This window comes from Chamaesiphon minutus PCC 6605, assembly GCF_000317145.1.
Classification (GTDB): Bacteria; Cyanobacteriota; Cyanobacteriia; order Cyanobacteriales; family Chamaesiphonaceae; genus Chamaesiphon; species Chamaesiphon minutus.
The window spans coordinates 1,874,290-1,887,986 of sequence record NC_019697.1 but is presented as its reverse complement, the minus strand read 5'-3'; the positions used below and the strand labels follow the sequence as shown (position 1 = coordinate 1,887,986).

Annotated in this window: 10 protein-coding genes; 7 read left to right on the top strand and 3 right to left on the bottom strand. The window is 44.0% G+C overall.

Annotated elements, in window-relative coordinates; genetic code table 11:
• Window positions 1–35: 35 nt before the first annotated feature.
• Together CHA6605_RS08745 and CHA6605_RS08740 are read right to left on the bottom strand one after the other, a co-directional pair.
• Window positions 36–1,502 (bottom strand): tyrosine-type recombinase/integrase, encoded by a 1,467-nt coding sequence (locus tag CHA6605_RS08745; RefSeq protein WP_015159112.1) that lies wholly within the window; start codon window positions 1,500–1,502, stop codon window positions 36–38.
• Complete coding sequence (locus CHA6605_RS08740; protein WP_015159111.1) at window positions 1,499–2,581, bottom strand: tyrosine-type recombinase/integrase; 1,083 nt, start codon at window positions 2,579–2,581, stop codon at window positions 1,499–1,501. The genes CHA6605_RS08745 and CHA6605_RS08740 overlap by 4 nt, the downstream gene beginning before the upstream one ends.
• A gap of 899 nt (window positions 2,582–3,480) precedes the next feature.
• On the opposite strand from CHA6605_RS08740, the gene CHA6605_RS08735 reads away from it, so the two are divergent.
• Genes CHA6605_RS08735 through CHA6605_RS08725 form a run of 3 tightly spaced genes read left to right on the top strand, consistent with a single transcriptional unit; the run spans window position 3,481 to window position 5,586 of the window.
• A complete protein-coding gene (locus CHA6605_RS08735; protein ID WP_015159110.1) occupies window positions 3,481–3,846 on the top strand; it encodes a GIY-YIG nuclease family protein in 366 nt (121 codons plus the stop codon).
• Window positions 3,843–4,628: a ParA family protein gene (locus CHA6605_RS08730; RefSeq protein ID WP_015159109.1), complete on the top strand. Its 786-nt coding sequence runs from the start codon at window positions 3,843–3,845 to the stop codon at window positions 4,626–4,628. The genes CHA6605_RS08735 and CHA6605_RS08730 overlap by 4 nt, the downstream gene beginning before the upstream one ends.
• A gap of 4 nt (window positions 4,629–4,632) precedes the next feature.
• On the top strand, window positions 4,633–5,586 hold the full coding sequence (locus CHA6605_RS08725) for a ParB/RepB/Spo0J family partition protein (protein ID WP_051038783.1): 954 nt from the start codon (window positions 4,633–4,635) through the stop codon (window positions 5,584–5,586).
• 142 nt (window positions 5,587–5,728) lie between these two features.
• Here CHA6605_RS08725 and CHA6605_RS08720 read toward each other — a convergent pair whose 3' ends face one another.
• A complete protein-coding gene (locus CHA6605_RS08720) occupies window positions 5,729–8,218 on the bottom strand; it encodes a hypothetical protein (protein WP_015159107.1) in 2,490 nt (829 codons plus the stop codon).
• Between the two features lie 912 nt (window positions 8,219–9,130).
• Between CHA6605_RS08720 and CHA6605_RS35670 the strand changes: the two genes are divergently transcribed.
• From CHA6605_RS35670 to CHA6605_RS08700, 4 genes are all read left to right on the top strand, one after another.
• Window positions 9,131–9,490, top strand: a complete 360-nt coding sequence (locus tag CHA6605_RS35670; RefSeq protein WP_041547823.1) for a hypothetical protein — start codon at window positions 9,131–9,133, stop codon at window positions 9,488–9,490.
• 620 nt (window positions 9,491–10,110) lie between these two features.
• Window positions 10,111–10,539 carry a hypothetical protein gene (locus CHA6605_RS08710; protein WP_015159105.1) on the top strand — a complete coding sequence of 143 codons (429 nt, stop codon included), beginning with the start codon at window positions 10,111–10,113 and terminating at the stop codon, window positions 10,537–10,539.
• Between the two features lie 27 nt (window positions 10,540–10,566).
• Window positions 10,567–10,884: a hypothetical protein gene (locus tag CHA6605_RS08705; protein WP_041547821.1), complete on the top strand. Its 318-nt coding sequence runs from the start codon at window positions 10,567–10,569 to the stop codon at window positions 10,882–10,884.
• A complete protein-coding gene (locus CHA6605_RS08700) occupies window positions 10,859–13,690 on the top strand; it encodes a hypothetical protein (protein WP_015159103.1) in 2,832 nt (943 codons plus the stop codon). The genes CHA6605_RS08705 and CHA6605_RS08700 overlap by 26 nt, the downstream gene beginning before the upstream one ends.
• Window positions 13,691–13,697 lie beyond the last annotated feature (7 nt).

Below are 13,697 nucleotides of genomic sequence, written 5' to 3'. Positions count from 1 at the left end.
GACATGTAAACTCACCATGATAATCTCGCTGCCAATTAATCTCTATCATCAATCGTCTCCAAAACTTCAATCCGAATCATTAAGTTATTGCGGTCTGTAGTTAAAATTTGCTGCTGCCTGACCATTCCTAGATTAGCCGCGATATCTAACTCAGTTTTTACTCGTTGAAAATCTTCTTGAAGAGTCGATAAATCATCAATAGATGTCAACCAATGTTCGCATTGCCAACAAGCATTGATTGTTTGACAAGGAGATTTTAATACTGGACGATGGCACTCTCCATGCTGAGTAGTAATCTGATACATCTTCCGCCTTACTAGTTCGGTGATTGGGTTTTGGGGTTGATGTTGTAATATAATTTTACCAGTGCTATTAACATAGCTACTTCCCTTCATTAACTCTTGATATTCTGCGCCTAATACCTCTTTGAGTAGATGCTTGTAATGATTTTGCATATCTGGCGAACGGTGTCTGAGGTATTTTTGAATGATTAAGTCCCTGACTCCAGCATTCGTCATTACAGTAGCTAGCGTTCGTCTAAATTGATGGGAACTAAAGTGCCAAACTCGACCATCATTGGTACAAATATTTTGCTGTTTAGCTAGTGTGTTAAGCTGCTGATTGAAAGTTTGTCCACTCATTACCCTTGGGGTTGGAGTATACCGATAGCCACTTGTATTGCTAGCAAATAAGTTATGATAACTGTCACTAAAGTATTTGTTGATATATTTCTGCTGCTCTTTAATAACTGCTACTAGTTCTTCACAGATAGGTATTTCGTCTACAATTTGATATTTCTCTGTCAAAAATCTCAACCGCCATTGTCGATCTCTTTGGCGCAGGCAATCTATAGAGAGATTGAGTAGTTCTCCAATTCTCAATCCAGTTGCTCTAATAACCAATACCATACGTTGTAATGATTCAGGCAAGTGACATAAATTTTCGTCTAGCTGTTGCCATACTTCTTCAGGGATATACTCAATCTCGTCATTTTTCGGTTTGGTTCTTTTCTGCCTGCCTTTAAACCAATAGGTATCAACTTCCAGCCAGCCCTCTTCTCGACAGATCTTGAAGAAGTTATTTAATGCTATGTAGTTACCAGATATGGTTGCTGGAGACAATTTCAAGGATTTCAGGTAGAAATCAAATTCATCAAATAAATCTCCATTGATTTGTTCGGATCTAAAAATAGATTTCTGTTCGATGAAACGAGAAAACCTATTAATGTGGCAAAGATCTTGCCTAATGGCTGCTGCTGCAATTCGTCGTTCGACTCTGACTAGGCAGTATAGTTTAATTAATAATTTCAGCCAATCTTGTTCGACCTGGTTGAAACTAATCGTCATAACTCTACTGTGCTGGTTGACGTTTAATCCTAAGTCATCAATCGTATGCCAGATGTCCTGATGAATCAATGGATTATCGAGTAACTTTCTAGCTGAATTATTGCCATCAATTGGTGAATCATTTAAAAATGTATAATTATTAAGCGGTCTACTCATTCTCCAGAGTTCTCTCGTTCGATTACTTCTATTAAATTTGCCTCGTCAATTACATGAGAATAAACATCCAAGGTTGTTTGAATCGATGTATGTCCCAATAGATGTTTCACCCGTTCTGGGGAGTAATTAGACCTGAGTAGTCTGGTGGCATAGGTGTGTCTAAAAAGGTGAGGATAAACATGGATTCCTGTCTTTTTACCCAGTCGAGAAAACATGGTATTCAAAACATCTGGTTTCATCGGCATTCCGACATTTCCTTCCCAGATGTTCACAAACACATAATTAGATTTTTGTGCTGGATACTCGTAGATCAAATAGTCGTTATACATTTTCAGTAGTTCTGGTACTACCGGAATAGTTCGCTCTTGTCCCTTTACCCTCGCTCCATTGGGATTATTGCGACTAACCACTCGAATATAGTTGTCACCACAATCCCCAACATCCTCAATCCACAGTCCCAGCAACTCGCCCTTTCTCATTCCAGTACCGTTGAGCATGAGGACGATAAGTTTGTCTCTCAGGCGATGACAGGCATCCACTAGCGTTGCTACTTGCTCGTCAGTCAAGCAACCTGGAAAGCTCTTCGGCTCCTTGAGCTTGACTAGCTTCTGTCTGGTGGGTTTGCTCTTGGCGATACCCGTGAGCAATCCTCTGGTGCCAATCCCATAAGGCATGTGAAATCTATCAAACTGATTGAAGTCTACTCGACCGTTAGCGATGTGATATTCGTAAAAGCCTGTAATGGCAGTAATCGCTCGATTGACGGTCTTCTCAGACCGGATTGCCTGCACTGGTTGCATGGATACGACTTTGGTTGTATCCCCAACTCTCAACCAGTACGCAAAATCTTCCACGTCAGTTAGGTTGATATTGCGCCAGTCTAGAGTTTTAAGTTCGAGAAATTTCCACCAGAATTTGAGATCGTAAGCGTATGCCTCGACGGTATTAGGAGATTTACCAGTGCTGAGGTATGTGAGATAACGTTGGATGGGTTCGACTACCTCGTAGCGATCGTCGAGCATCAGCCAGACGATTTCATTGGTATGGGGGTCGATTCCTTTCTGAATGTTTAACTTCATGGTGTAATCGTACCATGAAACACGTTGTAGAAATAAAACTTTGTAACTATCTATCTTTGACTTCTGTATAAGAAGAGGGTCGTTGTTGTTGTTGTCTAATTAATAATTCTTGTATGAGATAATTGGCATCTCAGTTACAAGCAAAAGGAACCAGATGGCAAGTACAAATCTCACACTGTCTCCGTTCGACCCGAACAAGTAGCTGCCGTACAAGTACTAATTGCCGGAAACGTACAACTAGAGGTGGTTTTGAGCTATATCCGCAGTTCCAAGTAATTACTTGGAACTATACTAGGTCGATCGAGTTGTTGCTAGTAAACAGTTTTAGCTGTTAGTTATGACTGAATGCGTTCTCTATTTGTAATCGACTATCGAGCAAAAGCCTGGTTGGGTATGGACTTAGTTCCATTTGACTTTGATTAGTTCCAAGTAATTACTTGGAACTAATCGAGAGATGCTAATCGTTATCCAGCAAGCATTTGAGCTTTAGTAGAGCTAATATACCGATAATGAATATTGGGCGTGACTGCTGCTACATAAGGTTTCTGAGTGGATCGAATAGTTCCAAGTAATTACTTGGAACTAAGCCAAAGTAGAAAGCAATCGGTATATCTATGAGATAGCAGTGTCAAACTGTATTTTATATCAACAGAGCGAAAATTAACTAACGACAATATTTCCTAGTTTTAGTCTTATGTGTAGCTTAAAACTCCCATAGTTCAGTAGCTTAAAACTCCCATAGTTCAATAGGAGAGTTCATTCCATTGAACTGCCAACATAAGATAAATCGACTGAGAACAAAATTACTATTTTTCAATCAGAAATTACACTCGATTAGATCGCTTGATTAATATTTGACAAACTAGTTTATTGAATATAAACTCTGTCGAGGAGGTATTATGGGCAGACCTGCGACAGGCCAAGGAACGAATCGTTATATTCCCGCAAAACTACTGCCAACTGTAAACGCGCTCTTAGGCGGTCATTCAATTGGTGGTATTTTTGCAATCAAAAATACCTGGAATCATCAAATTTATATAGCCAGTACGATAGATATCACCACAGTATGGCAGCAACATCAATCTTGGCTCAAACAAGGACAGCATCCAGATCCGGATCTCCAAAGGGTTTGGAACATAGCTGGAGCTGAAGTGTTTACGTTTGTGGTGCTAGATATCGTAGAAGATCCGAAGAATCTATCAGATCGAGAACTGGCTTGGATCGAATCTTGTGCGAAATTAAAGCGGTCTAAAAACGAACGATGAAACAAACAACCATTGCCGTATTATCTAACTCTGGTGGAGCTGGCAAAAGTACGCTAGTACGCAATTTAGCCTACGAATTAGATCGATCTGGGCTACAGGTCGCGCTACTAGATCTCGATCCCCAACATAATCTCGATTTGTTTTGTGGGTTAGATGTTGAAATCCCAATGATCGATACTATTGTCGGAATGCTGGGCGAAAAATACGATCGAGACTGGCACTTAGTTCCCGTACCCAACGAGAAAAATATTCATGTCTGTCGCGGTCATCTGGGGATGGCGGAACTACAAAACGAGTTTGTAGCTAGACGTGGCAGCGAGCATATTTTAGCCAACAAACTTAAAAAAAAGCCGCTCGGTCACGATGTAATTTTGATCGATTGTCCCGCAACATTGGGGAAGATTTGTGAGAATGCGGTCGTGGCAGCCGACTACGTGCTCATCCCATTGATCCTCCAAGACAAAGCATTAACGGGGCTAGACGGATTGCTCAACTGGCTCAAATATCTAAGTGACGATTTAAACTTACAACCTGCCCCCCAGGTGCTAGGGATCGTACCCTATGCTTATAACGAGAAATCACAAACTCATCGACAGTGTATGGAACAATTAAAATTTGTAGCCGCACGCGCTCGATTACGGATGTTTGAAACAATCGACAATTCACTCGAAATTATGAATGCCAATGGCAACGGCTTGGCAATCGGCAAATTTCGGCCAGTACACAAAACGGTCGAGCAATTCAGAAATGTCTGTCAGCAACTACTACAAACAATTGGATAAACCTATGTCTAACAGATTGGCTCGTTTTGCCGCTACTCGTGAGGCTTCGCCAGAAGTCTCAATCGACATTGCCCAGCTCCAGTCACGAATCGCTGAGTTGGAAAAAGCGGAGATTACTCAACTAGTCGATCCGCAGTTACTAGATCGAAGTCCTTATCAACCGCGCAAGCATTTCGATCCAATTAAAATGGCCCAACTGACAGCTAGTGTCGATGCCTGGGGCGTACTTGAAAATGTTATCGTGCGCTTAGTCGTAGCAGGTCGTTATGAATTAGTTGCGGGCGAACGGCGACAACTTGCAGCAATAGCCGCCAAGCGGCAAGTACCGATTAAGGTGATGGACTTATCCGATCGCGATGCGCGGCGGATTGCCCTAGCGGAGAATCTCAATCGTGTTAACCTAAATCCGATCGAAGAAACTTGGGCGATCCTTAATTTATTAGCAGTGGATTTAGAAATTGACTCTACAGACGAAGTAAAGTCCGTACTTTATAGTTTGGCGAATGTTGCCAAGGGGGTCAAATCTAGGGAAAACGTTTCCCCTAAATTTAACGACCAGCAAACGATCGTCGAGCGGATCTTGAGCGAGTACGGCATCAAATTATTGTCTTTTGTCAAAACCAAATTACCTTTAATTAAGCTTCCAGACAATGTTAGCGATGCAATCGCCGCAGGATTAGATCATACCAAAGCTTTAGCAATTGCCAAAGTTAGCGACACTGCTGCTAGAGACGATCTCCTTAGAGCGGCAATCGAGGGAGGAATGCCCTTAACGGAAATTAAGAAGCAAATTAAAAGCTTACAACCACAAATAGAGCCACAGCTACCTTCTCCTCAGCTTCGGGTCAAAAATACAATTACCAGGGTAGTAGCAGCTAAGGTATGGGAACATCCCGATAAATGGTTGGAGGTTCAAAGCTTACTAGAGCGGCTCGAAGCGTTATGTGGTGAAAAGTAGTAACTCTAGAAAATTCAGCCGCTTGAGGTTCGATAGATTCATTCGCTCAAACTACCACAATATGCACAACTAAATAACTGGAACTAGCTCGTTCTTCAAAGCCTCAGATTCGATCTCGTAAACATTCTGATAGTTCGAGCTATTAACTTAGATCTAGTCGCAGATCCTCACGACCATAGAGGATGGTGCGACCGAGGCTTTCATGGTAAACAACAAACGGCTTCACGACCGACGTAAATACGTGCTTAACAACCCCAATCAGCCCTGTTAAGGTAAGAACAGTCGCACCAACGAAGACATCAATTGAGCCGATCGGCTTACTCTGATGGTCGATTTGCTCGAAGTTTGGCGAATGTTGAGACATCAATTGCTCGATATCGATGCGCTCCCGATCTGATAAAGTCTTCCATAAATCTAACTTCTGGCAAGGAGATAAATCGGCAACTAACTCTTCCACCAGTTTGCAAGTTGAAGCAGTAACCAGTCGGTCGGCTAACTCGATTGTGAACTGAATTGTCTCCATCGCTGGATGGTGTAGAAATTCTAAGAGCAGATCGTCTGGGACGGACGAAAGATTTAGCCGCATCTGTCGAGCGATATCGATTGCAGATCGTTGCTGGGGAATTGAGATTCCAACATCCGTCAAGTCGGCTTCAATTTCCCAGACCCCACTAGCGAGTGCGTGGTGAGACACATTCCACGAATAACCCTCTCGATCCCGTACAACCCAATCCAATCCATTAGCAGATACCACCTGGCAATTAGCCAATGCCGGATAGGTCTTATGTCCGATTTGCTGCACGTTTCGTCGTAGCTTAGTCCCAATCTCGATCGGGGAAACTGGATCTGATTCTGGCTCGCTCTCGATTTGAGATTCAATATCGTTGTTACTTTTACTCCCATTACTAATCTTGGCAACCTCCTCAGACTGGAGATTGTTATTATTGAAGTTTTCAGTATTATGAATGTTCTGAATTGGCGAATTTTGACTCTCTAGTGTGACGGATGTGAATTGAAGGTTGGAATCGAGATTGGGAAGATTGGAGTGGTTGGGAAGATCTGATACTAATTCTAATTCGACGCTTGGAGATTGTAGATCGAGGATAGATTGACACCATAGATTGATGCAGTATAACCGTAACTGGTGATGTAGCCAGCTACTCTGGATTCGTCCCACATAAGTTTCATATAGGGGGGGGGTGTGGGACAAACTAGTCTCAGACTGAGTTTGAGCGGCTGAAATTGAAGTGTTATTTTCGATGGCAATTGGCTGAAATTGTTGGTCGGTATTGGTTAAAGGGGAATTAGAAAGGGGTGTGGGATCTTTTTCTAAATTGCTATCTAATTTGGCTATTTCAGCCTCAAACCAGAGCGGCTTGTATTCCGGTTTATACAATGTATTGCGACTGATGGCTTCTCCAAATAGTTCGATGGACTTGGTTCGGATTGCCGCGATCTTAGCTTTAGCTTGTTTGGGGATTTCGGTTAATGCGGCGAGGATGGCGTTTAGTCTTTGTTCGGTACGTTTGGCTAGGTTATTGTTATGTTGGTTACGGCTAGCTTTAATCCGTTTGGCGGTGATGTGGGGGTTTAAGCCGCTTCTGGCTGGAAATCCACAGTATTCGACGTAGTAACCCTGGCGTTCGGTATTTTCGACCCAATCTTTAATTACATTTTTAATTTCGTGTTGGTGGCGACAGTAGTCATGGTAGCCTGGGGCGGCTTGGATAAGGTCGTAGAGACAATTTTCTAGTTCTTCTCCTTTGAACCCTAGAAAGACGACCCCGTAAGCGATAAAATTAGGTAGGAGAGTGTTGGTTTGACCGTGAGCCGTCCAGCCGATCATTTGGATCGTCAATTCGAGGTTTTCTTTCCACTCACGGGCGACTTCGGTATAGTCTTTGTGATGATGTTGATATTTGGCGATGCCTGCATTGCTGGTGTATTTGGCATAGCATGTGTCCATCATGCGACGCAATAGATCCATATCTTGAGCTTGTGCCGATTGCTCTACTCTGGTTAAGAACCCTGCCAACATATTTTCATGAGTCAGGTTCTCGGCACTGAGGAGAATGTTGCCATCTTCATCAAGCAAGAAACCGCCACTATTGGGCTGTAAGAGTACTCGATGTGGGTTATAGTAGGTAAAGTGTCCTTTTTCTCCATAGGGTTTGGGGTTGGGGAAGCATTCGAGTTGTCCTTTAGCAATCTCGAAACCCGCGTCGATTAGGGTGACGTGGAGCAAGGTGGCGAGGCGAATTGTCGAGACATTTTTGGGGAAGAATCCATAGAGGTGGATGCCTCCGCTGTGGGAGCTACGGATGAGGTCTGTTCTGACTATACCGACTTGTTCGAGGAGCTGACGAATTTTTGGTAGTGCAGTGGGGTCGTTGTCTGGGTGATATTTACTGCCACAGTCGATGTCGAGCATGAAGTATTTTGTGGTAGTACCGAAGCTGACTCCCAGGAGAGTGAGTTCGTCGCTGTAGCGTTTGACGAATTCACCACGGGTAAGTCGATATTTGCGGTTGGTACGCCACTTCGGTTTGGGGGTATTTTCGGCAGTGATGAAGTTAAAGCCGATGTGGAACAGGTTGGATAGTTTGGTATGGAGTTCTAATTTAGTTATCATGGCGGCTAGTTAGGGTGAGTAACTAGGGCGGTCACGATATCATTTGCCAAAACAGACGAGTTTACTTTATTTTTTATTCACAGTTAAATTGCGCCTAACAACAACAAGTGTCGCCAATAGCTTGCAGCACAGAAAGACGTTATCTACAGCCTTAGACGGCAGAGATCGCTTACTCGTACAGCGAATTTCGTCGAAAATGATACAACTTAACTATTTTTCATTCAGTTGAGATCTTGGATCGGGATGAAGTTATTTATTTGAGATTGATCGTCAAAATACTAGTACACACGTATTAAGCGCGAGACAATTGATGATTTTCCTCAATACATATAAATTCATGGTAACGAACAACTGAAGTACATGCGTACCTAGATCGGCTATTTAGCGATTATTTTAAAATACTAGATAAATAGCACACTGCATGATAAAGTAGAACTAAGCGCGATTTTTAAGATTTAACGTCGGCAAAAACATCAATCTTAGAAAAAGCAAATAGTCTGCTGGGCTAAATAATAACGGTTTAAAGCTCTCGAACTTCGGTTCGGGGGCTTTTGCCCTATTTAGCGGTCTTGGGAGTGAAACAACGGCAATCCGATAGGATTATTTATTGGTTATTTTTGGTTTAAATAAAGATATTTCCCTATATTATCGTAAATTGGACACAAAAATTGTAGATAATTGTCAAACACTTCTTTATTAGCTTTTTAGTACCTCATGGTTAAGGGCAAAAGAGGCAGACCCAGGCAAGATCCTAGCAAGATAGTTACTCCATCAAAAGTCGAACAGTCTGAGAACCCTTTAGATAGAAGAAAGCAAAGATCGAAGTATAAAAAGCTACAGCTTTATTATTACTTTACAGTTGGGCGCAATTATATCAATTCAAACCTCTCCAATGATTATGAGCGAGAGAGTATGCTCAAAAAGGTAGAGACTTTAGACAAATTAAATATTCCTCAACTAATGGGTCAGGAAAGACTTCTTACCGTACAAGACTTGACCGATTGGTTTGAAAATTTGTATCAATATCGATTTGAGCTAATCAAGTTCCGCATAGACATTACGCGTAAAACTCGGTTAGCATGTGCCGCACAACGGGTAGTTAGGTTGTTCGGACTCGATATAGTTCGGTTCGATCGAGTAATGGAAAATGGGCGATTAGAATATCGCTATAGAGGAGCCAATTCTCATTCGGATGCAGACAGGCGCATCCTCAATGAATGGCTAGAGCGAGATCGACAAGCGGCACAAGCCGATGAAATCGATCGCGATTGAAACTTGCTCGAATGCGCTGCGGATACTAGACAGTGCGGAGATTTTTATTACATCCGACTAAATTGTGGGTACGATTTTTGTAAAAAACCCTACCGATCGAGCACAGCAATATTAAGCTTGACATTTATACTACCTGCTTTAACCCTATCACATAGGTAGGGGGGAGAGCAATGGAAATAAAAGTTTTGGAGATTTAGCTGATTTGTATACGTGTTTAATGCAAGATTTGTCAAATATCTTTCTCCACACATCGTCTGCACTGAGGCGTTAGTGTGGAGGTTTTTAAGTATTTTGTATCTAAAGACACATATTTTCAAGCAATTTATTAAGTGTTCGGGCGGATTGGATACCGATCCCTACCGATTCATCGGCACTTAGAGATCGGTAATCATTGGACTCATCGGTAACAACGTTGACTTCAACAGTTAGGTTTTCGATGAACTATGCAGCGGTAGGTGAGGCAAACCCTGTCGAGGATAGGATTGAAAACTGATAATTATTCTCCTCAAATTTTAATACCCTCGCGGTAATCACGGCTTTTTTTACTTAACTCGATAGCAAATCCGATTCACCTTATTATCGTAGCGATCGATCGCTACTTATTTAGAGGAGGTATCTTCATGCTTATTTGCGCCACTCCAGCAAAAAAGCGTAAAGCGATTCAGCGACGGCATATTTTTGTTACTGCGGTCATCGCTAACACTACGGCATTAGTACTAGGCGGCGATTTCAATCGACCTGCAAATGCGGCTTTGTTTGCGAATATGACGACTTATATCAAAACCCAAGCCACAGCATTTTTGACAGCAGTGCCATCGTTATCAGTGGTTCAACCGCTGCTACTGGCATTTCTCGATTTGATTCCCTGGTCGATTATCTTGTTAGTCGGTGCGATTGTAGCTTGGCAAGCGTATACGGGCTATCAATCCTACGAAAGAGAAGATCTTTCAGGAGCGGGTAAGTGTATCTTGAATGTTTTGGTACTGGTAGCATTACTGTTCACTTCATCCGCAATTACCGACGCAATGGTAGCGGGTGGGGCGGGTTAGCGGCTCGATCGGTAGTCAAGATTATTAATGAATAACAATCTGCCACAGAGAGATCGATTAGTTGTCAATCGGGCACTAAGACGGCGTTCCGGCTTTTTTGGGATTAACTCGGGCTTGGCAATAATGAGCCTAAGCGTAATCGTACTCGGAATTGTCTTAACGCAATTTCTACCCATCGATATGGTGGTACCGCTAACGGTTTCGATGCTTGTTGCCACAATTTATATCTTTCGCGATGGTACGGACACGGTATTGAGTCGGGCACGTAAGACCAGACACTATACCAGAGGGGGTTTAGAACATATTCCGGTACTCAAACATGGCAAAACCACAGTCCAAAAGTAAGCCGCAAAAGACCCAGCCGCAAGGACGCAAGTTCATCAAGCACAAAACGATCGATGGCAAGAAACACAAGCTGTACTTACTCGAAACCAACACTCACCTGAGATCGTTTGTCGAGTATCAACAGCTTGGAGAACGACCCATCGGAGCAATCCTGCTCAACACTGGCACCGTGGACGACCCAGCTTATCGGCTGCGATTTATCCTCAAGTGCAATGGCATCCACGATTACCAGGATGCCATTCAAGCAGAAGCGGCGGTGTCTGGGATTGCGGCTTTAATTCGAGAGGTGCCCCAAGGTGAAAGTCTGCGGGTGCATTGGCAATGTTTTCCCGATCCGATCGATCGCGAGTTAGAGCTAGCCCAAACCTTTCGCTCGACTTACGATCGTCCTGAATTTCAATCCGAACCCGCGCTTAAAATGTTGGTCGAAGAGATTAAAATCCTTCGCGATGCACATCAAGGCGGACATCGCCGCCAACAAGATCTGTATCTAGCTGTGACTTACACGGCAAAAAGCGAACACTTAGAAAAGGAGTGGCTAGAAAGTGCGATTGAGTTTTGCTCGTCGATATTCCCTAAATTCCTAGGAAAAGTCTCTGGAGCAGATAAACTGATTGCCGAAGAAGATCTCGACAGATTTTTACTCAAAGGCTATCAATCGGGATACCTGTATTGGACGACGTTGATTCGCGAACGGTTGCAGATGGCATTTACACCGCTAGATGCCGAGGGGGTGTGGCAGTTTTGCCGCGCCGAATCCAATCGCTTTCACGATCGAAAAGTTAGAATCGCCGAGATTCAAGCGGGTCGTCAAATGCAGTCTCAAAGCATTCCACATTTAATTACTTACGATCTAACGCGGAATGAGATTACTGAAGTTGCCAATAGTCGGCTGCATCCCACGGCTCTGATTCATGAGGAGTTAAGCAGCATCCCATCGACGGGTCGAGATTATGTCTTTGTCGATGATAAATACGTCGGCTGCATGTATTTAAAGACCCAACCCACATCATTCGATGCGGTAGGACGCAGAACGCTGGATTTGGTGCAGCTTCAGTATATGTGGGACATTTTATCGAAGCGGTTTTGCCACGATATTCGGGTCGTACTGGAAATGTCGATTGTCGATCGCACGGCAGTCAATATTAACAACCAAGATCTGATCCAACAAGCTGCCCAACAAATCAACACGGCTAAAAGCAAGGGCAAAATCGACGTTCGCGCCGAAATGCACCTGGAAGAAGCAGTTGCCAGTCAGCGGGATATCACCGCTGGCGATCCGACTTTGGATCTGGCACTGACAGTCTATTTTTACCGCGACACTTTAAAAGAGTTGCGGGAAGTGATGGATGCGTTTCGCCAGAGCTTTCGCGCCCCAGCTAGGATGCTCGCCGATACGGATACTTGCGATGCGATCTGGCTGCAATCGTTACCCTACTATGGGAAAACGCTACTAGTCGATACTCGCGACAGGCGCGACCGGACGACGGCAGTGGTAATGGCATCCTATATGCCCCTGCTAGTACCCCAATCGCCGCACCGCAAAGGGATCGAGTTTATTGCCAATAAGGGTGGAACTCCCATCTATTTTGACGCTTTCGATCCTAAAAATCAAGGTCACATTTCCTTGTGGGGACAGACGCGATCCGGTAAAACCTTACTGGCAGCATGGATAATTTACCGCGCTCTAGTCGAAGGAGTCAAATCGACGATCGTCGATCAACCGCCATCGGGGGAGGCATCTTCGTTCAAGGATTTTGTCATCAATATGGGTGGGGGTTATGTCGATATTCTCAAAGACAGTATCAACCCGTTTGAACTGCCCAATCTGCCAATAACAGCCAGCAAGGGACAACAGGACGACTTGAAACAAGAGTCACAAATTCACCTGTTGCGGGTCATCAAGGCAATGGTATTGGGGGATATCCAAGATAGCAGCCCACACACCAAGCGCGTCGAGGGGTTCTTGCCCGTCATCCTACAACACTTTCTCGATAATAACTCGATCGTCCTGCGCTACATTCGCGCTAGAGAAGGGGGCATCGGCTCTGATGCGTGGAAGCAACACCCAATCTTAGACGATTTCGTCCAATTTTGTGAAGTTTCGCTGATCGGTTTAACCGATGCCACATTGGAGGATCTAGAAACAATGGGTTTCATCCGCAATCAACTTCGCAAGTGGACATCGGGACAACACGCCCAAGTCTTGAACTCACCTTCAACTGTGGAAATCGATCGGGTGCCACTGCTGGCAATTGCGATGCGGGGGGTGACGGGTAACGATGAAGCGGCGGTGTTTGGCAGTCTGATTTATTTAGTTGCCATGCGTCGCGCGATTGCCGCTTCAGCCAGTCCCAAGGGATCTTTCCTGTTTGTGGATGAAGCGGCTAGAACGATTCCGATTCGGGCGATTGGGGATGCGATCGCTGCCACGATGGTTAACGGTTTAAAAGCGGGGATGCGGGTGATGCTGGCAAGCCAAGAGCCAGGATCGATCGCTAATTCAGCCAATGGCGACCAAATTATGGACGCGCTGACATACCAGTTCATCGGCAGAATCGGGAGCGACAGTATCGATGCTTACCAAAAGTATCTACATCTACCGTATGAATTAGCGGTGTTAAATGCAGGGATCGACTTTGCTCCAGACCCCACTACCAATTCCTCACGGTGGCTGATTAAATTCAACGACAGATTTACCGCCGTCACCGCTTACTTACCACCGAGTCTAGTCGCGCTGACTGCCAACAACGTAGACGAGCGACTGGAACGTCAAGCACGTCAAGCACTGTTAACTCAAACTTAGATTGGAG

Coding starts and splice junctions, on each gene's coding strand:
- CHA6605_RS08745 (WP_015159112.1), bottom strand. CDS start 1,502: ATGAGTAGACCGCTTAATAATTATACATTTTTAAATGATTCACCAATT.
- CHA6605_RS08740 (WP_015159111.1), bottom strand. CDS start 2,581: ATGAAGTTAAACATTCAGAAAGGAATCGACCCCCATACCAATGAAATC.
- CHA6605_RS08735 (WP_015159110.1), top strand. CDS start 3,481: ATGGGCAGACCTGCGACAGGCCAAGGAACGAATCGTTATATTCCCGCA.
- CHA6605_RS08730 (WP_015159109.1), top strand. CDS start 3,843: ATGAAACAAACAACCATTGCCGTATTATCTAACTCTGGTGGAGCTGGC.
- CHA6605_RS08725 (WP_051038783.1), top strand. CDS start 4,633: ATGTCTAACAGATTGGCTCGTTTTGCCGCTACTCGTGAGGCTTCGCCA.
- CHA6605_RS08720 (WP_015159107.1), bottom strand. CDS start 8,218: ATGATAACTAAATTAGAACTCCATACCAAACTATCCAACCTGTTCCAC.
- CHA6605_RS35670 (WP_041547823.1), top strand. CDS start 9,131: ATGCTCAAAAAGGTAGAGACTTTAGACAAATTAAATATTCCTCAACTA.
- CHA6605_RS08710 (WP_015159105.1), top strand. CDS start 10,111: ATGCTTATTTGCGCCACTCCAGCAAAAAAGCGTAAAGCGATTCAGCGA.
- CHA6605_RS08705 (WP_041547821.1), top strand. CDS start 10,567: ATGAATAACAATCTGCCACAGAGAGATCGATTAGTTGTCAATCGGGCA.
- CHA6605_RS08700 (WP_015159103.1), top strand. CDS start 10,859: ATGGCAAAACCACAGTCCAAAAGTAAGCCGCAAAAGACCCAGCCGCAA.